Here is a 20,209-nt window from a genome sequence, read left to right on the forward strand (position 1 = left end):
AGGAAGTATAAGAGTTGGGATACTGCATCGGGCAGCAATATATGCCTAATCCTCGTTTAGAATTTGCGTTTGCTTTCGAATAGATTCAACGTGAATCAGTTTATACAGTTCAGCTACAAAGTCCGGGGTAATACCAGCTTCTTCGGCCCACTCGGCACGGCTCCTGAAAATTTCTTTCCAGCGCTCCAGCTGCAGCACCTGCACATTATTCTGCTTTTTATACTCCCCGATTTGCTCTACCAGGGCCATCCGCTTTGCCAGCGCAGCAATAATATCGTGGTCGGCAGCGTCTATTTGCAAACGCAGTTCTTCGGCGCGGTTTACCAGCTCCACATCATCGTAGTTTGTTTTGCGCACCTGCAGCTTTTCAAATATCTCAGCAAGCCTTGCTGGGGTTACCTGCTGCTCTGCATCACTAAGGGCATGGTCGGGGTCTGGGTGTGTTTCGATCATCACACCGTCGTAACCTAAATCCAATGCCTTCTGCGATACCGGAAATATAAGATCCCGATTGCCGGCAATGTGGCTGGGGTCAACAATAATGGGCAAGCTTTGGAAACGGGCTTTCAGTTCGATGGGTATTTGCCACACCGGCGCATTTCTATACTTTGATTTCTGGTAAGAGGAAAAGCCGCGATGTATGGCCGCCAAATCGGTAACACCTGCGTTGTAGATCCGCTCAATGGCACCAATCCATAGTGCCAGGTCTGGGTTTACAGGGTTTTTCACCATTACCGGCACCTGCACTCCTTTCAGGGCATCGGCAATCTCCTGCACCGCAAATGGGTTAACGGTTGTGCGGGCGCCAATCCAAAGCACATCAATGCCATAGTTCAGGGCCTCTTCTACGTGGCGTGCTGTGGCTACTTCTGTTGTAACTTTTAAACCGAATTCCTGCTTTACCTGCTTCAGCCAGGCCAGGCCTTTAAATCCAACACCCTCAAAAGAATTTGGCCTGGAACGTGGCTTCCAGATACCTGCCCTGAACAAGTGTATGTTTTGTTGTGCCAGCGCCTGCGCTGTTTGCATTACCTGCGCCTCACTCTCCGCACTACATGGGCCTGCAATCCTTAGCGGCCTGTTTTCTCCTGCACGTAGCTTCGCAAAAAAAGACTCTTTATAATTAAATTTCATTTGTCCGCGTTAATGCTGTAAAGTTAACCTTTGTTGAGACAAATGACCACTAAATATGTGTTTAAACAAGTTCACACCTATTACTATAGTTATACTTTAGCCGCCATAGCTCTTCCTAACTTAGAACATGCTGCCACCCAGAACTGTTTCTGTTTTAACTTATGCACAAAATAAGTCGTACTTGGGCCTCTAAAAGGTTGTGAACTATACCTGAAGCAGTATCTTTGCAGCGCAAAATTTCTTTACATGAATCCGATTACAAAAGTCTCTTTCGATAATACAGCCGTAGCCTTTTCATCAAAATCCGACGCTGAATTATACAAAATGTACCTGCTGTTTAAGTCCATGAACAGCAACACCTTTGTAAAGGTAGGCGGCAATCTTCTGAACCTGGCCCTTAACCTGCACCTACCTGTAAGCTTTATTATCAAACCCACCATCTTCAACCACTTTTGCGGAGGCGAAACAATAGAAGAATCAGAGCGTGCCATACGTGAGCTTAGCAAGTATAACATAGGCACCATTCTGGACTACTCCGTAGAGGGCGAGGGCGATGACAAAAGCTTTGATGCCACCCGCGACGAACTGCTTCGTGCCATTGAGAAAGCCCATGGCAATAAGAACATTCCTTTCGCAGTATTTAAGATTACAGGCTTAATCGATATCAACCTGCTGGAGAAGGTACAAAACAAACAGGAGTTATCTGTTAATGAGCGAGCAGCGTTTGAGCGTGGCCGTGATCGTGTAAACGAGATCTGCAAGAGCTGTTACCAACGCGACGTTCGTGTTTTTGTGGATGCCGAGGAAAGCTGGATACAGGAAACGATAGATAACCTGACTTACGAAATGATGGCGCTTTACAACAAAGAGAAAGCCAACATCTACAACACTTACCAGCTATACCGCCACGATCGCCTGGATGTAATTCAGCGCGATTATGATACTGCTGTGAAGAATGGCTACTACCTGGGTGCAAAGTTGGTACGCGGGGCTTATATGGAGAAAGAGCGCAAGCGCGCGCAGCAGGAAGGCTACGAAAGCCCGATAAACCCAACCAAGCAAGCATCAGACGATCTGTTCAACAAGGCACTCCTGTTCTGCATGGAGCACATCGACAGAATATCTTTCTGCAACGGCACACACAACGAGGACAGCTGCTACCTGCTGATGGACCTGATGGAGAAGCATAACATTGCTCCTAACGACCCACGCGTATACTTTGCGCAACTATTTGGCATGAGCGACAACCTATCTTACAACCTGGCTGATGCAGGCTACAACGTAGCTAAATATGTGCCATACGGCCCTGTAAAAGAGGTTATGCCATACTTGCTTCGCAGAGCAAACGAAAATACAGCCATTGCCGGACAAAGCAGCCGCGAGTTTCAGCTTATAAGAAGCGAGATAGAGCGCCGCAAAGCAAAAAAATAGCCAAGAGGCCGGTTGTTACAGCTGGCCTTTTTAAAGCACTATGGTATAGATTGGCAAAAGAGAACAAAAAAGCGGGACCCCGCACTAAGTACGAGGTCCCGCTTTGTGTTTCGAACTATAAGCTATTCGCTGTAGTTCTTGCAGAAATTACTGTACTGGAGCAACAGTAGTGTCAGCGTCAACAGCAGTAGTATCTTCTACTACAGTCTCTTCTACAACTGGAGTCTCTTCTACGATCTCAGTTTCAGTAGCTTCAGTTTCAGTAGTTGCTTCTTCGCTAGTGCAAGCTGTGAAAGAAAGGGCAAGAGCTACGATTGCGAAAGTGAATAAATTTTTCATTTTGTGTTTGTGATTAAGTGTTTTGTTTCGATTTTGGAACTTTATACCGAGACGGCGAATAGGTAACCCGCCTTTTTTAAAAAATTAAAATTATTTTTTTCGTGGGTTACAATCCTGCTTTTAATGTATTAAAAATTGACTGGAATGAAGAAGAGTTTGTATGAGACGGATGAGGCGGTGATGGAAGGTATCCGGCGCAGCGATGACCGTGCGTTGGCCTATCTATACAAACTTCATTTCCCGATGATCTCTCATTTTATTTTGAATAACAGCGGAACCGAAGACGAGGCCAAGGACATTTACCAGGAAGGCGTTATCGTGTTCTACGAAAAAATAAAAGACAACAGCCTGGAGCTTAGTTGCCAGATAAAAACCTACCTGTACTCTGTGTGCAGGCGGTTGTGGCTAAAACGCTTGGCTGAAAAAGGGAGATACGCTACAAAATTAGAGGACACAGATAATTTTGTAGCTGTAGAGGAAGACACAGACCAGCACGAGGAACAGGAAAAACAGTTCGGCGTGATGGGCGAAGCGCTGGGACAGTTAGGAGAACCCTGCAAATCGCTTCTGGAAGATTATTATATACATACGCATAGCATGCAGGCTATTTCGGATAAGTTTGGCTATACCAATTCTGATACAGCTAAAAACCAAAAGTATAAATGCCTGCAACGCCTGAAAAAGTTATTCTTTGCCACCTATAAGCCAGGGGTTAGATAAAGGGCTTACTATTAAACTGGTTGAGGCCAAATATTAGAAGAAGATGTTAGAGTACCGCGCTTACGAACAAATTGAACGCTACCTGAACGGCGAGATGGCAGTAGAAGAACAACAGGCTTTTGAAGCGCTGTTGCGAACAGATGTGCGCCTTTCGGAGCAGGTACGTGAGCATAAGCAACTGCTGGACTCTATGCAGCAGTACGGGCAGCGCCAGGCGCTGAAACAGAAGCTCCAAAACATCCATTCTGAAATGGAGGCTGAAACCATGGAGGCCTCACCAAACACCTGGAGAGTATTCTGGAACCGCCACATGCAAACCGTTGCAGTAGCCGCCAGCGTATCTTTGCTATCAGTATTTGGCACACTTTGGAGCGTACAGCAGTTAAAGGCACCGGTACAGCAGCAGACTGCCCGATACGTAGAGCTTCGCCGCGAAGTGGAACGCCTCAAGAAAACGCAAACAGCTATCATGAACGGCATAAACGATGCCTCTAAACCTGCGCCACGTGCAGCAGCCTTTAGCGGCACCGGCTTTGCTATATCCGCCGATGGCTACCTGGTTACCAGTTCTCATGTGGTAGAAGGTGCAGACTCCATCATGATCGAAAATAAAGCCGGCCTGAAGTATAAAGTAAGCGAAGTATACCGCGACGAAATACATGACCTTTCTATACTAAAGATAGCTGATTCTACATTTGGCGGGTTCGGGAAACTGCCGTATACTTTTAAAACAAATGAGTCTGAACTTGGCGAGAAGGTGTTTACGCTGGGTTACCCGCGCGAGGATATCGTTTTCGGGGAAGGATCGCTTAGCTCCGGCTCCGGTTTTGAAGGCGATACTACCTCTTACCAAATTTCTATTCCGCTTAACCCGGGCAACAGCGGTGGACCTTTACTAGATGATAAAGGCAATCTGATTGGCGTAATTAGCGGCAAGCAGGCAGGCCAGGAAGGGGCTGCATTTGCAGTTAAGTCTGCTTACTTATTGCAGATGATCAACGAATTGCCTGCATCTACAACAATGGCCCCCATGGTGTTGCCAAAGTATAACTCGTTGTTAGGCAACCCACGACCGCAGCAGCTGAAAAAACTTAAAGACTACGTATTCGTGGTTAAAGTATACAACTAAGAGGTTAGCGCGTTTAACTATTTAGCAAAGCCCTTTTTCTAATATTGTTCCTTACCAGCTAGCCTCTCTGAAGGTTAACATTTTCATTTTGTTTCAGTTTAACAATAGTTGTGCGGGGCACTAACCCCAATACTAAACTATAGAATTGAGCTATGAAACAAAGATTTTTAACACCAATAGTTGCAGTAGCAGTTGCCTCCCTCTCACTTTTTAGTTGTGCGGGATCGAGCGAAACCACAGCCATGGAATCTACAACCATGAGCGAAACACAGACCATGGCTGGCAGTACCGAAACAGGCACAGACATGTCTGCTGAACTCTCTGTAACTGATGACCTAGAGTATGATGAGATGTTTAGCGACATTACAGAAACGAAGCAATACGACCTCATTTCACTCGCCAAAACCAGTCCTAACCTTTCTACTTTTGTCCGGTTAGTAGAGGCAGCGGATATATCAGATGCTTTGACTCCTGATGGAAAGTTCACAATTTTTGCGCCTACAAATCAAGCGTTCAGTTCGATGCCTACGGATGAACTTAACAACCTCCTGAAACCAGAAAATAAAGCCGACCTGCTGCGGGTACTCCAATTGCACATCCTGCCTAATGAGGTGGCCTCCACCCGGTTTAACAATGACCAGCGCATCAAAGCAGGCGAAGACCGGTACATAAATATCACAACCAACGACCTTACCAGCCAGGTATCAATAGGCGGTGCTACCATTGTGCGCCCAGACATTGAGGCATCTAACGGTGTTTTGCATGTAGTAAATGGTCTTATAACCACCACAACCGATACCCTCCCAGGTAACTGATCACCCGCACCGACATATTATACTTTCTGGAAGCACAGAGGTATAAAGTCATTTTAAGACGAAGACTCTATAAGAAGCTTCGCGATAGTGTTTATTAACTTTAAATGTATGATTATGAAAAAGATAAAAGCATTGGCTGCCATGGCATTAGCATCGGCTACTTTTTACAGCTGCGCTACTTCCGATACAACAACCGATACAACTGCTATGGACGATACCATGACAACTGACACAAGTATAGCCATGGATGAACCTACTGACATGGCAACAGATGAAACTGTATCGATAAATGAGACGCAGACGATGGGAGGCTACGCTGACCTTGATTTTGAGGATGCGGTGCCATACGATGAAATGTTCACGGACATTGCCAACACAGAAAGCCAGGATATTATGTCGCTTGCCCGCACCAGCCCGAACCTTAGCACCTTTGTAAGGTTAATGGATGCCTCCGGACTTTCACAAGGATTAATGCAGGATGGCGAGTATACTTTATTTGCACCTACTAATAAAGCTTTTGCAGAGCTATCACAAGAGCAGCTTAACATGTTGCTACAGCCAGAGAACAAGGCTAAACTTTCAGAAGTGTTGCAGGTACATGTACTGGCATCAGAAGTAGCTGCTAACCAGTTTAACAACAGCCAGCGCATTTCGCTTTCTAACAACAGGTACTTGCCAATAAGCTCAGAAAATAATTTGATCACCGTTGGTGGTGCTACTGTTATCGTTCCAAATGTGGAGGCTTCTAACGGAATTATTCATGTGGTTGATCGTGTGATTATACCTAGCGAAGCCCCTATGGATAATGGCCCGGGAAGATAAGCTGAAGTATAATTTATGTTATGAGAAGATAGCCCTCTGCTGAAGAGGGCTATTTTATTTTACAACAAGCCAAGCCTGCCATACTAGTTGTACAAAGGCTGTATAACATACTTATATCTTAGCAGAAATCAGGGCTAATATACTCCATAGAATGGCTCTACCGTAACTATACAGTTTAAACGTCGTTAGTAATAACCTATGCAGGCTGCTGATCGCACCTGTACAAAACCATAACAACTAAAAATAAAAGCTATGATGGACAAAACAGATAACGCTGGCATGATGACTGCCATGTTCCGTGACAGAGAAAGTGCAGAACGTGCTTACAACGAACTGCGCGCACGCGGTTATGATAAAGACGATATCAATGTAGTTATGTCGGATAAGGCGCGTGACCGCCACTTTGGAAACGATGTAAACGAGGATGGAGATACTGAACTTGGAAACAAGTCTCTTGAAGGTACTGGTGCTGGATCTGCAATCGGTGGTACGCTAGGTGCTATTATCGGTGCTGTTGCCGCCATTGGTACATCAATCGCCATACCTGGTTTAGGTCTGGTGGTAGCGGGTCCGTTGGCAGCTGGTTTAGCTGGCGCAGGTGCAGGTGGCTTAACAGGTGGCCTTATTGGTGCCCTGGTAGGAGCCGGTATTCCTGAAGAACGCGCTAAAGTATATGAGTCTGGTATCAAGGAAGGCAATATTGTGGTAGGCTTTAAGCCTCACTCTCCTGAAGATGCCCGTTACTTTGAATCGCATTTCCAGAACAACAGAGGCGAGCATATCTATTACTAAACCTCGCATTTAGATAAAACACTAGCCCGCCTGCCCTGCTTTACTGCAGGGCAGGCGGGCTTATTTTGTGGCACCGGCAATAGTACCAGGCTACACTTCTACCGCCCTCAGCAAAGCAACAAAGGCAAACAATTTATACTTGTTGCGTATGCACAGGTAAATACAACACGAATCTAAAGTATAAACCTATGAAAAAATACCTGATAGGCGCATTTTGCCTTGCCCTATTAACCGGGACAACAGCATGCGACTCCGGAAATAGCGAACAAACAATTGACGCAACCGCTACTGCAGCGGCACCTGACTCTACCTTGTCAGAAGACAGACAGAAGTTGCTAGCTTACACCGCACGCCATTTTATACTACAGCAGGAGCTTGCCTCCCTGGCACAGCAAAAGGCGCAAACCGATAGCTTAAAACTTTATGCTGAAGAAATGAAAAGTTGGGCTACCACCAAGCAGAACGAGCTAAAAGACCTGGAGCAGCAATACAGCTTTACTTTACCCCAGCAACTTTCAGAGGATGAACAAGAATATTTAGAAGAGCCTAGAAAAGCAGACGCCAAAAACTTTGACGCGGAAATGTGGGATAACCTGGTGGATGCACAGAAGGATGCCATCGACCATATCGATGACAACACAAAAAACATAGCGTCGAGTGATGCCTCGGCTTTTGCAATTTGGGAGCGCAACACGTTAAAAGAGCTAAGAGCGCGCATGGAGCGAGCCGCAGCTTACGAACTGGAACTTAAGAACAGAAACGAAGGTGGCGGTATATCTAAACCTATAGTGGATGAAATAAACAATTAGAAGTATAAAGGCAGCCTTAAAGGCTGCCTTTATACTTCTAAAGCATCTTTAAGTACTGCCCAAGTATGGTTTGCCAGCAACTTTTGCCCTTCTGCATTGGGGTGCAAACCATCCTGCAGGTTAAGGTGCCGCATGCCTGCCACGCCTTCCAGCAAAAAAGGTATAAACGCGATGTTGTTCTTTAATGCCAGCTCCCTGAACAGTTTTCTAAACTCTGCCGCATAACGCCCGGGCACTATATCAGGTATCTCCATTCCTGAAAGTATAATTTTGGCGTTTGGATGATGCAATTTTACCTTATCAATGATTTGCTGCAGGTTTTGCGCAGTTTCGCGGGTTGGTATGCCTCTTAGTCCGTCGTTTGCACCCAGGGCCAGCACAAAAATATCAATGGGCTCTGATAGCCACCTGTCCAACCTGTACAGGCCACCTGATGTAGTATCGCCACTTAAGCCAGCATTAAGCACCTTGTAATTTGTGTAACCCTCCTGCTTCAGTTTTTCCTGTATCAGGCTAGGGTAAGCTTGTGCCGCTACCAGGCCATAACCTGCCGTCAGGCTGTCACCTAAAAAAAGTATGTTCTTCATTTTAATATTAAGTATAAAGGGTGCCAAAGTATATTATGAAATAAACAAAAAAGGGTTGCCTTAGTTGGTAACCCTTTTAATAGTACGGTTTGTTTTAGTCAACTGCGTTCTTCATTTAGCGTAGGCGCTTGCAGGTTGCTAACGAGGCATTTTCTGTTTCTCAACCATCTGCACCACTTTTGGCGGCAACTCCCCTGTATGCTCTAAGGCATCATTATAAGCTTATTGCGCCCACTCCTCACCGTATATATTTGATGCAATCACAGATTCTTTATCGCGGCCAACTGCTGTATTTTTAACATCCATCCAGCCACAGTAAATTTTACCTTTGGCAGTAGTACCTGCTTCTGTGCTGCCACCCAAACTGCTGATGCTGTTTATCTCGTTCTAAAATTCAGTACTTTGGTTTACCAGGTCATTTTAATAAGACTTGCGCGCAGAGTCTTCTGTAAGATTAGCGGCCTGCCTGTACCCCTCCACCCTGTCGTTCACAAATTGGTTTAACTCTTGTTAAAACATCTACTGCTTTATTGTTGTTCATAGCACTAGAAATTGTTTCCATAATCGGAAACGAAATAAAGTCGCCCACAGTTATAATATTTGTACGCCTTACACCGTACTGTATAGATAGGGTATGCGCAACCACAGCGGCTAAAAAATATACAAATATAAAGCCGGCGCCTATTTTATGAATTGTTTTGTATTTGTGCTACATTACGATTTAATACAAGCACAAACAAGCAACGAAGCATGCCAATAGCGGCATTACTTTTGCACAGACTATACTTGGTTCAACTAACTTAACTAGATGCTATCATTGACAACCAGATTCAAAATAATATTATCAGTACTTGCAGTTGTCTTACTGACAGGCTCATTTATAATTTATAAGTCAAGCGGTGTTCCCGAAGGCAAGAATGAGATTCTGATAAAAGCGTTAATGCAAGGCCTGAGCACAGGGCATTATAAACCAGAAAAAGTAGATGACTCTTTCTCTAAAAAAGCCTTTGGTTTATACCTGGAGCGCCTGGATTACAATAAAAAGTTTTTGCTTGCCTCTGACGTAGATAAGCTGCGCAAGTATGAGACTGCCATAGATGACCAACTGAGAGAAGGTTCTTACGAATTCTTCGATCTTTCTGCTGCTCTTATTGAGCAGCGTGTAAAAGAAACAGAGGCATATTACAAAGAGATTCTTGCTAAGCCATTCGATTTCGAGAAAGACGAAGTGATTGAGTTGGAAGGTAAAAAGTTGTCTTACCCTAAAGACAAAGCTGCTCTAAAAGAAGAGTGGCGCAAGCAGCTAAAGTATCAAACGTTGGTACGTTTGGCTGATATGCAGAAGGACCAGGACAAGGCAATTGCAAACGGCGAGAAAGTTGAGAAGAAGACTTTTGAGCAGATGGAAAAAGAAGCACGCGAAAAACTTACCAAGAACTACAAAGACCTGTATGATCGCCTTTTCCAGATAAACAAGGAAGACCGCCGCTCAACCTACATCAACGCCATTGCCAATGTATATGACCCACATACCGGGTACTTTCCACCTAAAGCCAAGTCTGATTTCGACATCAACTTTACGGGTAGGTTAGAAGGCATTGGCGCTTCTTTAACTGAAAGCGACGGACAGATTAAGGTAAACGAAATCGTACCGGGCAGTCCGTCATACTTGCAAGGCGACCTGAAGCCGGGTGATGTTATCCAAAAGGTAGCGCAGGGCAAAGAGGAACCTGTTATTGTAATGGGCATGCGCCTGGATGATGCTATCCAATTGATCCGTGGTAAAAAAGGGACAGAAGTACGTCTTACTGTTAAGAAGCCAGATGGCTCAAACAAAGTAATTCCGATTGTGCGTGATGTGATCGTGTTTGAAGAAACCTATGCACAGTCTGCCCTGATCGAGGATAACGGTAAAATAGGATATATTAAGCTGCCAGGCTTTTATGCTGACTTTGAGCGTAACGGCGGCCGTAATAGTGGTGCTGATGTTAAAGCTGAGGTAGAGAAACTAAAAGCTGCCGGCATGAAAGGCCTTATACTTGACCTGCGCAACAATGGTGGCGGTTCTTTGGCTGATGCTGTAGAAATGGCTGGTTTGTTTATCGAGAAAGGCCCTATCGTACAGGTTAAAACATCATCTGGCAAAGCGATTGTGTTAGATGACCGTGACCCGAAAGTACAATATGACGGACCACTTACTGTACTTGTAAACGCAAATAGCGCCTCTGCCTCCGAGATTCTGGCAGCAGCCCTGCAGGATTATAAGCGTGCCGTTATTATTGGCAGCCCAACGTATGGCAAAGGTACGGTGCAGCAGTTTATTGAATTGGATGAGGCCTTGCCTGCTCAGTTTAACACCTATAAGCCTTTTGGCGCACTTAAGCTTACTACCCAGAAGTTCTACAGGATTAACGGTGGTACAACACAACTACGCGGTGTAACGCCTGATGTGCTGCTTCCGGATGCGTACAGTTACATGGAGTTTGGCGAGAAAGAGCAGAATTACCCTTTGCCTTTTGATGAGATCTCTCCGGCAAACTATAAAACCTGGATGAACAACAAACTGAACGTTGCGAAGATACAGGCAAACAGCAAAAGCAGAATTGCTCAGAACAAGTCTTTCTCTTTAATCAAAGAAAGTGGCGAACGCCTTAAAAAGCAATCGCAGAATACAACTCGTTCGCTGCAGTTTGCAAAGTATTTAGCCGAAGAAAACAAGGCAGAAGCTGAGGCAAAACGTTACGAAGAGGCTCAGAAAGATGTGCCGGTGCTTAACGTAAACCGCTTGCCGCAAGACCTGAAAGCCATTGGCAGCGATACAGCGCAGGTAGCCCGTAACAAGGAGTTTCTGAAGAGCATCCGAAAAGACATTTACATTGAGGAGGCTGTTGCTGTAATCCAGAACGACCTGAAATAATCCTTTAATACCCTATAAAAGCGGCCGCTATGTTGAACATGGCGGCCGCTTTTTTTATATTACCTGTTCAAACCTTATCATGACTATGCAAAATAAAATTACCCGCCTCTACAGTTGCCATACTTCTGTGGCTAATCTTAAAGTATGGCTTCTGTTCATTGCTTTTCTTCCAGCCTTAATAAGCAGTTGCAGCCAACGTGTTAAAGCTCCGGAAGTACACGCTGAGCAAGGTTATACTTCCGATAAGGCCATGGTGGTATCAGCACACCCGGATGCTTCCAGGATTGGTGTGGAGATACTACGCAAAGGTGGCAACGCTTTTGATGCAGCTATTGCCACACAGTTTGCACTTGCCGTAGCACACCCGGCTGCAGGCAACCTGGGTGGCGGGGGCTTTATGGTGTACCGCCAGGCAGATGGCAGCGTTGGCTCTTTGGATTACCGTGAAAAGGCGCCTGGCACCGCAACTGAAACAATGTACCAGGATGCAAAAGGCAACGTTATACAAGGCCTTAGCTTAACCAGCCATATGGCATCAGGGGTGCCAGGCAGCGTAGCCGGCCTGTACGAAACTCACCAGAAACTAGGCTCATTGCCATGGGAACAGCTGGTGCAGCCTGCCATTGATCTAGCCAGAAGCGGTGTAGTATTAACAGAGAAAGAAGCTGCCGGCCTGAACAGCAACCGCGAAAAATTTATATCCCATAACAAACACCTGCCATACTTAGCCACCCAAGTATGGCATCCCGGCGATACCCTCAAGCACCCCGACCTGGCGCGTACGCTGGAGCGCATCCGCGATAAGGGCCGCGATGGTTTCTACAAAGCCGAAACAGCAGACCTGATTGTAAAGGAAATGCAGCGCGGCAATGGCATTATCACGCATGAAGACCTGGAAAACTATACCCCAACCTGGCGCCAACCCATTACAGGAAAGTATAAAAACTACAAGGTTATCTCTATGGGTCCGCCTTCTAGTGGTGGCGTAGCTTTAATGCAATTACTTACAATGATAGAGGGTTTTGAAATAAGCAAGTATGGCTGGCAAAGTTATGCAACAGTACACTTAATGGCCGAAGCAGAACGCCGTGTATACGCGGATCGTGCTACTTACCTCGGCGACCCAGACTTCGTTAAAGTGCCGGTGGAGCAGCTACTGAACCAGCAATACCTGAATAGCAGGATAAAAACCATTAACTTAAGTAAAGCAACTGCCTCTGCAGAAGTAAAAGCAGGTGTGTTTCCGGGATATGAGTCGGAGCAAACTACGCATTTAAGCATAGTGGACGAAGCCGGCAACGCCGTATCTGTCACCACCACCTTAAACGACAGCTACGGTTCTAAAATAGTAGTAGAGGGTGCAGGCTTTTTACTGAATAATGAGATGGACGACTTTAGCTCAAAACCGGGCGTACCCAACATGTACGGCCTGGTAGGCGGCAAAGCCAATGCCATTGCACCAGGTAAGCGCATGCTCAGCGCCATGACGCCAACTATACTGGAGAAGAACGGGAAACTGTTTATGGTGGTAGGTACACCGGGAGGTTCTACCATTATCACCTCCGTTTACCAGACTATCCTGAACGTGATCGAGCACGACATGACGATGCAGCAGGCAGTAGCCGCACCTCGCTTTCACCACCAGTGGTTACCCGACGCCATACAGCACGAGCCTAAAGCCATTGCCCCTGAAGTTAGAACCACCTTACAAAACAGCGGACACAAATTGCAGGAGCGTAACCCCTACGGCCGCGTAGATGCCATACTTGTACTGCCAAACGGCAAACTGGAAGGTGGCGCAGATCCGCGGGGCGATGATAAAGCGATGGGATATTAAGCTATTTATACTTCGGGATTTCATACTTAGGTTGATCATATCTATACTTCCCGCTGCTTTCGCTTTTGTATAAAGCCTGCCACATAAACGCCCGTTGCGGCAATACCTGTCAAGGTCATCAACCCGAAAATGGCAGCCCTGCGGTTCCTTACTTCTGCTGTAAACTTTTCTTTGGCTTCTGCTGATGGCACTATGGCCTTGGTAAACAGGCTACCCGTCATCATACTAAGCAAAGACGTTAAACCTACTGCGGCATGTGCTACGTTTTGGTTTCCTGCTTTTACACCTGAATTAAGCAACAGCAAGGCCCCGCCTACTGCCGGCGGGATAAGCGCTGTTTTGGGCCTGCTCTCGTTTAGCAGGTAACCTGCCAGTCCGGCGCCAATGAGTGTGGCAGCATGTGTAGTGTTAGCTATGTCTGGTCTGTCAATGATGTTCATGATGCCTCTGAATTTATACTTATACTTTACCACTTCTGGCGGCTCTGGGTTTTACAGAAAGTATAAAAACAAAAGAGCCTGCCACAAATGCGGCAGGCTCTTCTTATGTATAAGCGTTAGAGCTTAGTTCTTCATTAATCGGGTCTGGTATACTTCTTTGCCAGCCTGAACTTTGATGATGTAAACACCTTTTGCCAGGTTGCTTACTTTGCTGTTCAGGTTTTGGTTAGCTGCATCCATGTTACCAGCTGTCTCAAACACTTTTCTGCCATCCAAAGCCCAAACGCTTAAGTTTACATTGCCTTTAGCAGCTTTTTCTGGGAGCACCAGGTTTACGTGGCTCGTAGCCGGGTTAGGGTAAACGCGGAACTGGCCTTTTGTTGCATCTGCAATGCCAGTTACCATATCGTTGTCAGTAATAGTCAAAGTATATGTCTTTGCCTCACCGATAACAAGGTTCGCGCTGTTGTTCGTGATCTGGAAGGTAACTGCCTCTGTCTCCTCTACCAGTTCATCATCAACTATGGCTAGCTCAAATGTAGCTGTAGTAGCATTGGCAGGAATAATTACTGTAACAACACCGTTAGTTGCACCTGTTACGGTGTAATCTGCTGCTGATGCTGTACCTCCGTCTACTACACTTACAGTTACAGTTTGCTCAGTAGCCTGCGCTTCAGACAACGTAAGGCTTACGGTATACTTGCCGGCATCTTCTGCTTTCGTAGCAGTTGCCTCAGTAAATGTTACTAACGAAGTAGCAGACAGGTTAAAGCGCGCTGATACTGGCATGTGGTCTGAAGTTGTGTTTCTGAAGTTGCCAATGCTGTTCAGGAACTGGTCTTCGATGGTGATCGTCTCTGCGATGTAGTCATTAGAAAGAGAAGACGACACGATGATATGATCAAGGAAGCTTTCGTACTGGCCAGAGGCATACGTAAAGGCGCCTGTTTTGCTTAATTCTAAGGTTAATGCGTTATAGTCGGCATCCTCAACAAATGGAGCAAATGTAGATGGCAGGTTATTTACCACAGATACATCCACATCATCGTTGTAATCGCCAAGTATAACAACATGCTTATTGCTATAGTAAGCATCTAAAGAGTCTTTCAGCACTTGTACATCAAACTTACGCTGTGTATGCTTCGAAACATCCGTGCCGCTGTTAGCTCTTGTGTGCAGGTTTACCAGGCTTATGCTTTTCTTCACGTTGTTTACAGTTGTCTCAAACTCTACCATGAAAGGCAGGCGGCCACTCGCCCAGAACTTTGCAGCTCCTTCAGGATATCCTGTAAATGCTTCATCATACACACCTTTTCTGGCATCTTCGTAGAACTTGCTAAGCAGCACTTTTTGCTTTTTAACCTGCGCTACTTCTGGCTTGTAAAGGAAGTATAACTTCTGAGGCACCAAGTCTCTGCTTGTATCCCAAGAGTAAGAATATGCGCTGGATGCAACGTATTCGTAACCTAGTTCGCCAGCCAAACGCTGAATATCAGCATCGTTAGAAACCTCCTGTAGCGCCAAGATGTCAGCATCCAGGTCAGCGAAAACTTTCTTTGCATTAGTATACTGCAGCTCTTCATTAGCTGGCCCTAATTCGTTGCCTTTTTCGTCTTTATCAGCACCAAACCATTCCATGTTCCAGGTAACGATATCTAGTGTTGCATCCTTTAGAAGTGATGAACCTGTAAGTGTGCCAAGCTCCATTGTAAAGCCATTGCCTGATATAGCCGTTAGTTTACCCTCGAAACGAGGCGCTACAGACTTAGGCAGGAAGCGCACGAACAACTCGGCACCTTCGGCAGCCTCTTCAGCTGTGTAAGTTACAGACTGAGCAAACGTTTTATTGTCTTTAGATACCTCAAAATCGATCAGGTCGCTGGCGATAACGATTTCTTCTGTAAAGCCAAGAGCTTTGAATTTAACATACTCGGCTTCGCTGTAATTTCCTGGCTCTAATGCTCCAAAATCAAAAGTAGCGTTATCAGCTACAAATTTGAAAGGCTCATCTGTAACAGAGAAATCATCCAGGGTCCAGCGTGCTGCTTCAGCTCCGTTTCCTGAACTATAAACAAAAGCAATATGAACAGTTTCTCCTTTATACTTATCCAGCAATAACTCAGACTTTGTCCATACATCTGAAGCAACACCTGGTAGTGTTACATCAACTTCATCCCATGTTGCAGCATCTACATCTGTGCCGTTATAGTTTGCAGAAATAAATAATGTCAGTCCAGGACCATTGAAAGCTGTTCTTGTCCAGAAAGTAAGAAGCGGCACATTAAATCCAGTTAAATCGAGTGCAGGCGAAATCAACGCGTCAACATTGTCTTTGACAGAGCCATTATACCCGTTAATTTGTACTGCATTGCCAGTTCTGCCATACGTAGTGCACTCCCATACTTCGTCACCTAATGCATTATCGGTTGTCCAGCCTCCTGGTAAGGTAGTGCCGCAGTTGTCGAAGTTTTGAGTATATGGGCTAACCACAGTCGCTTTTACATTCACAACCAGATCAGTTGCTCCTGCTGCAGTATGTGTGATATTACCATTAACCTGGCCAATAGCAGTAAGCTTAGCGCGTACATATATTGTTCTTTCTGTTTCCAGATCAGCACCAGTAAAAGTATACGTACTTCTGAAGCCTTCCAGTTCTGAGGTCGAAATCTCAAAAGGAGCTGCAGCAGTAACAGTTACTTCTTCACCTTCTGCAATGTTAACTGCAGATAGTTTGTATGAACCCAAGAATGTAGTATTGGCTACGTTTTCACCTAGGTCTAGAGAATTAGCATCTGTCCTGATAGTTGGTGTTGTGATCTGTGAATCATAAACTGGAGAGAACTCAAAGTCGTCTACAGAAAGTCCGTGGTCACTACCAGAATCATTCGCATCAATCCACTTGATGACGATGAACTGACCATCTTCTATGTTAACATTGAATGTATGTTCAATAGCCTTCCTGTTAGCACTTGCATTTCCATCAAGTGCAGCTGCTGAGGCACCGGTTATAGGGCTAGTAAAGTCCAGCTCTGAAACTCTTGTAAAGTTATCTAGTGTGTTTGTGATTTCAGTACTAGCAGAAGTAGTTACTTCGTAGCTAAACTCAAGTAACTGGGGCGAAGTGTTACCTCCGTTTCTCCATTGCTCTCCGGTATACTTAACTTTAACAGAAGATATTTTGCCTCCAGAAGTATTCTTAAACTGCACACCGTATGCTACTGCACCAGTAGAGTTTGACTGGATAGCACCAAGAGCTCTGTCTGCACTATTTCCAAAACTGTAAAGGGCACCCGCATTTGAACTACCTGGGCTAGCCTGATAGTTCTCACGAGTTGAGTACCAGCCAGCAATTGTGGTGTTATTAGTCCATACGTTAGCTGTACCTGTAGTTGCTAACGTATTAAAATTTTGTGAGTAATTTGTTCCTTCATTAAGAAGGACCTGCCCCCGCGCTTCACTACTGCTACCTAAAAAGGCACAGCAAACCAGCACAAGAGCGGATAGCTTTTGTAAATGTTTGACCATAAAAGTTTAATATTAGATATAAATTGGGTTGATTTTCAGAGATAGTGAGGCACTCCTGCCTTAAGAGGAAAATAGACTGCGGAAGAAACTGGAGTACCTGAATCATCACACAAATCTAAGCCTAAATTCAATACTATCTATTATCTATATATTAAGAAAAATATTAATATCTTAAATTCATGGTTAACACCAAATATTTACCAAAAAAAGTATACTAAAGTATTCAGCCGCTAAACTTCTTCTAAAGCTTGTTCCAGGTCTTTTATCAGATAATCAGCATCTTCCAAACCAATGTAAAAGCGCACAAGCGTAAAAGGTAAAGCTGGTTTAAGGTTACTGTCGGTATAGGTAGCTGCCATTGGGTAAATAAGCGATTCGTGTCCGCCCCACGAGGCAGCCATCAGGAAGTGTTGCAGTTTGTCGCAAAATGTTTCTACGCGCGCTATATCTTCTGTATTAAGTAGTATGGAGAACTGCCCTGTGTTGTTGCGCAGTTGTTTATGCGCCAACCCTTGCTGCGGGTGCGAAGGCAGAAACGGAAAATTAACGTGTTTTACCTTTGGGTGCTGCTCCAAAAAAGAGACAACTTTCCTGGTTGTCGCCGCCACCCGCTCCATGCGTAACGGCAACGTTCTAAGCCCCCTTATCAGCAGCCATGCATCGTGCGGCGAAAGCACAGCTCCCAGGGTCATATACTCGCGTTCAAAAATCTTGTTTATACTTTGCCTTGCGCCGCAGATAACACCACCCATCACATCGGAGTGCCCTCCTATATACTTTGTACACGAATGGACCACAAAATCAACACCGAAGGCAATAGGGTTTTGGTTGATGGGGCTGGCAAAACTATTATCTATGATAGTTGTACAGTTATGCTCTCTCGCAATAGCTACTACAGCCGCAATATCCTGTAGTTCGAACGTATAAGAGTTAGGGCTTTCGAGGTAAAGTAACTTTGTGTTTGGCTTGATCGCTTTTCTGTAATTCTCCGGATCGGTGCCATCTACCATACTTACCTCCACTCCAAACCGTGGCAGAAATTTATTCATCAACGTATCCGTCCAGAAGTATGGCTTTTTAACACTTACTATATGGTCTCCTGCGCTTACCTGCGATAGAACAGCTGCAGCTACTGCCGCGATGCCACTACCAAAGGCAATGGCGTGCTCGGCTCCCTCCAGGGCTGCTATTTTTTTCTCAAGTATGGTTACAGTTGGGTTGTTGCCGCGCGTGTACAGGTGCGCTTCTGATTCGTTAAACAATTTCCGCCTGAAGTCAGCTACGGTATCTGCCGAAAAGTTGCTTGTCTGTAAAATTGGGGGCGCAACTGCATTAAAGTAGTGCTCTCGCTCTTCGCCCAGCTCGTTTAAAATATAAGATAGATCCATAGTACAGGCCTTTGTTTAATCTACTTACTTGTATTTGGCAAGGGTTGTTCTACGCCTTTAAGTATGCTACCTTCTAATAGGCTTTCTAGCTGTTTTATGCTCCTTTTTCCTGGATCAAATCCTTGCTTCCCCATCGTTCTTCAATAGAGATTCCACTACAAACATCAGATTACTAAAAAAATTTGCAATATTATATTAACATACTGTTAATCAATAACTTAAATACACTAAAAACACTAGTATTTATGGGTGTTTATGCAACTGTAGCGGCCCTATAATTGTTGGGTATATATGAAAGAGAAAGAAGAAGAAAACGTATTTCTGCTTAATCAAAATGAGCAAAACGAGCAGGATAAAGATTGGCAAAAATCCATCCCCGCTCAGGTGTTTCTCAATTACTTTTTCGCCATAAACTATCACTTACAAAACGGCGATACAAGTGGTATGGAGCAACTTGCTTTTTTGAAGGAATCGCAGGCTGAGCTAACTGAACAAGACATAGAAAAAGTGAAACGCTACCTGCTAAATAGCTGGAGTACCGAGTATGCCTTACGCACAACGGCTGCTCTCGGCGACGAAGCTTACATGCGCAATGCCCTGTACTGGACATTTCCGCAGGCGTATTATACGGTGTTCTCTGGTTTGCAGGCTTTCTTGTATACGCGTGGTGTAAAGTCTCCTAACGAGGCGCTTGTACTTAGGGAGGCAGGTAGATTGGTGGTTAAAAATGCTTATCCGAAAGCAATTGGCTTTTACGCCTCTGGCCATTACGATGACTTTAACATACACCGTTTGCCCTTGTCGCATTACAAGCCTGGCTTACAGATAGCAGGTAAAGAACTGGAAGCGCAGGCACAGATTGGGCAGTTTTTGCGCACCACCCGCCGCCAAAAAGCTAAAAGTATAAGACAGCAAGTACAGGCAAACTCAGCTACTTCCATTCGTAGCGCTAAAACAGGCGAAGTGCTGCAGAAGTTTGGTCCCCAGCATTGGCAGCAACTCACCTGGCGCATAGGTTATACTACGCTGTTTGATTTGCTGGCACGATTGCGCATATCCTCTTCACACCGCGAAATAGAACGATTCGTGCAGGCTGAGATTGACTTTAAACTGTTTCATGAGTCGTTGCTGGAGATTGTAAGCTACCTGAACGGCATACATGAAAGCTATGTGGCACAGGCCATGGGCATACAACAGTATGAGGCATTTGTAAAAGACTTACCTGGCTATTTACAGAATTCGTTTGCAGCAGCCAGGCTACAGCAGCACATCAAGCCGCTGTTCGGAGATGAGGATTACCAGATGGGGCAGGCAGCATAAATCGCAATCCCTGTTTATACTTTAGCCTTCTGTAAGTTTATACTTGCAGGAGGCTTTTGTTTTAAGCTTTACAGTCAAATGTAAGTCACTCAGTCAGCACCCGCCTTTTTATTTTAACCTATAGCTTACCAGATGCTGATTTACTACTGGTCCTGCTGCGGCTTATGCGTTCCATTCAGAATTTCAATCTTTTATACTTTCATT

Annotated in this window: 17 protein-coding genes; 10 read left to right on the plus strand and 7 right to left on the minus strand. The window is 45.1% G+C overall.

Annotated elements, in window-relative coordinates:
* Window positions 1-45: 45 nt before the first annotated feature.
* Complete coding sequence (locus Q1A23_RS02945; RefSeq protein ID WP_299819261.1) at window positions 46-1,134, minus strand: bifunctional 3-deoxy-7-phosphoheptulonate synthase/chorismate mutase type II; 1,089 nt, start codon at window positions 1,132-1,134, stop codon at window positions 46-48.
* 246 nt (window positions 1,135-1,380) lie between these two features.
* On the opposite strand from Q1A23_RS02945, the gene Q1A23_RS02950 reads away from it, so the two are divergent.
* Window positions 1,381-2,565 carry a proline dehydrogenase family protein gene (locus tag Q1A23_RS02950; RefSeq protein WP_299819264.1) on the plus strand — a complete coding sequence of 395 codons (1,185 nt, stop codon included), beginning with the start codon at window positions 1,381-1,383 and terminating at the stop codon, window positions 2,563-2,565.
* A gap of 147 nt (window positions 2,566-2,712) precedes the next feature.
* Here Q1A23_RS02950 and Q1A23_RS02955 read toward each other — a convergent pair whose 3' ends face one another.
* Window positions 2,713-2,904, minus strand: a complete 192-nt coding sequence (locus tag Q1A23_RS02955) for a hypothetical protein (RefSeq protein ID WP_299819267.1) — start codon at window positions 2,902-2,904, stop codon at window positions 2,713-2,715.
* A gap of 144 nt (window positions 2,905-3,048) precedes the next feature.
* On the opposite strand from Q1A23_RS02955, the gene Q1A23_RS02960 reads away from it, so the two are divergent.
* The 6 genes from Q1A23_RS02960 to Q1A23_RS02985 all read left to right on the plus strand — a co-directional run bounded on the left by Q1A23_RS02960 (window position 3,049) and on the right by Q1A23_RS02985 (window position 7,991).
* Window positions 3,049-3,624 (plus strand): sigma-70 family RNA polymerase sigma factor, encoded by a 576-nt coding sequence (locus Q1A23_RS02960; RefSeq protein ID WP_299819270.1) that lies wholly within the window; start codon window positions 3,049-3,051, stop codon window positions 3,622-3,624.
* Between the two features lie 43 nt (window positions 3,625-3,667).
* On the plus strand, window positions 3,668-4,753 hold the full coding sequence (locus tag Q1A23_RS02965; RefSeq protein WP_299819273.1) for a S1C family serine protease: 1,086 nt from the start codon (window positions 3,668-3,670) through the stop codon (window positions 4,751-4,753).
* 152 nt (window positions 4,754-4,905) lie between these two features.
* Window positions 4,906-5,568: a fasciclin domain-containing protein gene (locus Q1A23_RS02970; RefSeq protein ID WP_299819276.1), complete on the plus strand. Its 663-nt coding sequence runs from the start codon at window positions 4,906-4,908 to the stop codon at window positions 5,566-5,568.
* 114 nt (window positions 5,569-5,682) lie between these two features.
* Window positions 5,683-6,390 (plus strand): fasciclin domain-containing protein, encoded by a 708-nt coding sequence (locus tag Q1A23_RS02975; protein WP_299819279.1) that lies wholly within the window; start codon window positions 5,683-5,685, stop codon window positions 6,388-6,390.
* 255 nt (window positions 6,391-6,645) lie between these two features.
* A complete protein-coding gene (locus tag Q1A23_RS02980; RefSeq protein ID WP_299820087.1) occupies window positions 6,646-7,182 on the plus strand; it encodes a hypothetical protein in 537 nt (178 codons plus the stop codon).
* A gap of 188 nt (window positions 7,183-7,370) precedes the next feature.
* Window positions 7,371-7,991 carry a DUF4142 domain-containing protein gene (locus tag Q1A23_RS02985; RefSeq protein WP_299819282.1) on the plus strand — a complete coding sequence of 207 codons (621 nt, stop codon included), beginning with the start codon at window positions 7,371-7,373 and terminating at the stop codon, window positions 7,989-7,991.
* 29 nt (window positions 7,992-8,020) lie between these two features.
* On the opposite strand, the gene Q1A23_RS02990 is transcribed toward Q1A23_RS02985, so the two are convergent.
* On the minus strand, window positions 8,021-8,578 hold the full coding sequence (locus Q1A23_RS02990) for an arylesterase (protein WP_299819285.1): 558 nt from the start codon (window positions 8,576-8,578) through the stop codon (window positions 8,021-8,023).
* A gap of 222 nt (window positions 8,579-8,800) precedes the next feature.
* Window positions 8,801-8,941, minus strand: coding sequence for a hypothetical protein (locus tag Q1A23_RS02995; protein WP_299819288.1), 141 nt, complete (start codon window positions 8,939-8,941; stop codon window positions 8,801-8,803).
* A gap of 445 nt (window positions 8,942-9,386) precedes the next feature.
* Between Q1A23_RS02995 and Q1A23_RS03000 the strand changes: the two genes are divergently transcribed.
* Together Q1A23_RS03000 and ggt are read left to right on the plus strand one after the other, a co-directional pair.
* Window positions 9,387-11,495: a carboxy terminal-processing peptidase gene (locus Q1A23_RS03000; protein WP_299819290.1), complete on the plus strand. Its 2,109-nt coding sequence runs from the start codon at window positions 9,387-9,389 to the stop codon at window positions 11,493-11,495.
* A 250-nt stretch (window positions 11,496-11,745) separates the two neighbouring features.
* Window positions 11,746-13,332, plus strand: coding sequence for a gamma-glutamyltransferase (ggt, locus tag Q1A23_RS03005; protein ID WP_299820089.1), 1,587 nt, complete (start codon window positions 11,746-11,748; stop codon window positions 13,330-13,332).
* A gap of 41 nt (window positions 13,333-13,373) precedes the next feature.
* On the opposite strand, the gene Q1A23_RS03010 is transcribed toward ggt, so the two are convergent.
* From Q1A23_RS03010 to Q1A23_RS03020, 3 genes are all read right to left on the minus strand, one after another.
* Window positions 13,374-13,772: a hypothetical protein gene (locus tag Q1A23_RS03010; RefSeq protein WP_299819292.1), complete on the minus strand. Its 399-nt coding sequence runs from the start codon at window positions 13,770-13,772 to the stop codon at window positions 13,374-13,376.
* Between the two features lie 123 nt (window positions 13,773-13,895).
* Window positions 13,896-17,297: a choice-of-anchor J domain-containing protein gene (locus Q1A23_RS03015; protein WP_299819294.1), complete on the minus strand. Its 3,402-nt coding sequence runs from the start codon at window positions 17,295-17,297 to the stop codon at window positions 13,896-13,898.
* Between the two features lie 230 nt (window positions 17,298-17,527).
* Window positions 17,528-18,685, minus strand: coding sequence for an aminotransferase class I/II-fold pyridoxal phosphate-dependent enzyme (locus Q1A23_RS03020; RefSeq protein ID WP_299819296.1), 1,158 nt, complete (start codon window positions 18,683-18,685; stop codon window positions 17,528-17,530).
* A gap of 291 nt (window positions 18,686-18,976) precedes the next feature.
* On the opposite strand from Q1A23_RS03020, the gene Q1A23_RS03025 reads away from it, so the two are divergent.
* Window positions 18,977-20,005: a hypothetical protein gene (locus Q1A23_RS03025; RefSeq protein WP_299819299.1), complete on the plus strand. Its 1,029-nt coding sequence runs from the start codon at window positions 18,977-18,979 to the stop codon at window positions 20,003-20,005.
* Window positions 20,006-20,209 lie beyond the last annotated feature (204 nt).

It is taken from the genome of uncultured Pontibacter sp., from assembly GCF_947492645.1.
Lineage (GTDB): Bacteria > Bacteroidota > Bacteroidia > Cytophagales > Hymenobacteraceae > Pontibacter.

Excerpts from the sequence above, each read along its gene's own strand:
- Q1A23_RS02980 (WP_299820087.1), top strand. The coding sequence starts at position 6,646 with ATGGACAAAACAGATAACGCTGGCATGATGACTGCCATGTTCCGTGAC.
- Q1A23_RS02975 (WP_299819279.1), top strand. The coding sequence starts at position 5,683 with ATGAAAAAGATAAAAGCATTGGCTGCCATGGCATTAGCATCGGCTACT.
- Q1A23_RS02955 (WP_299819267.1), bottom strand. The coding sequence starts at position 2,904 with ATGAAAAATTTATTCACTTTCGCAATCGTAGCTCTTGCCCTTTCTTTC.
- Q1A23_RS02945 (WP_299819261.1), bottom strand. The coding sequence starts at position 1,134 with ATGAAATTTAATTATAAAGAGTCTTTTTTTGCGAAGCTACGTGCAGGA.
- Q1A23_RS02960 (WP_299819270.1), top strand. The coding sequence starts at position 3,049 with ATGAAGAAGAGTTTGTATGAGACGGATGAGGCGGTGATGGAAGGTATC.
- ggt (WP_299820089.1), top strand. The coding sequence starts at position 11,746 with ATGGTGGTATCAGCACACCCGGATGCTTCCAGGATTGGTGTGGAGATA.
- Q1A23_RS02965 (WP_299819273.1), top strand. The coding sequence starts at position 3,668 with ATGTTAGAGTACCGCGCTTACGAACAAATTGAACGCTACCTGAACGGC.
- Q1A23_RS03000 (WP_299819290.1), top strand. The coding sequence starts at position 9,387 with ATGCTATCATTGACAACCAGATTCAAAATAATATTATCAGTACTTGCA.
- Q1A23_RS03010 (WP_299819292.1), bottom strand. The coding sequence starts at position 13,772 with ATGAACATCATTGACAGACCAGACATAGCTAACACTACACATGCTGCC.
- Q1A23_RS03025 (WP_299819299.1), top strand. The coding sequence starts at position 18,977 with ATGAAAGAGAAAGAAGAAGAAAACGTATTTCTGCTTAATCAAAATGAG.
- Q1A23_RS02985 (WP_299819282.1), top strand. The coding sequence starts at position 7,371 with ATGAAAAAATACCTGATAGGCGCATTTTGCCTTGCCCTATTAACCGGG.
- Q1A23_RS02950 (WP_299819264.1), top strand. The coding sequence starts at position 1,381 with ATGAATCCGATTACAAAAGTCTCTTTCGATAATACAGCCGTAGCCTTT.
- Q1A23_RS02970 (WP_299819276.1), top strand. The coding sequence starts at position 4,906 with ATGAAACAAAGATTTTTAACACCAATAGTTGCAGTAGCAGTTGCCTCC.
- Q1A23_RS03015 (WP_299819294.1), bottom strand. The coding sequence starts at position 17,297 with ATGGTCAAACATTTACAAAAGCTATCCGCTCTTGTGCTGGTTTGCTGT.
- Q1A23_RS02990 (WP_299819285.1), bottom strand. The coding sequence starts at position 8,578 with ATGAAGAACATACTTTTTTTAGGTGACAGCCTGACGGCAGGTTATGGC.
- Q1A23_RS03020 (WP_299819296.1), bottom strand. The coding sequence starts at position 18,685 with ATGGATCTATCTTATATTTTAAACGAGCTGGGCGAAGAGCGAGAGCAC.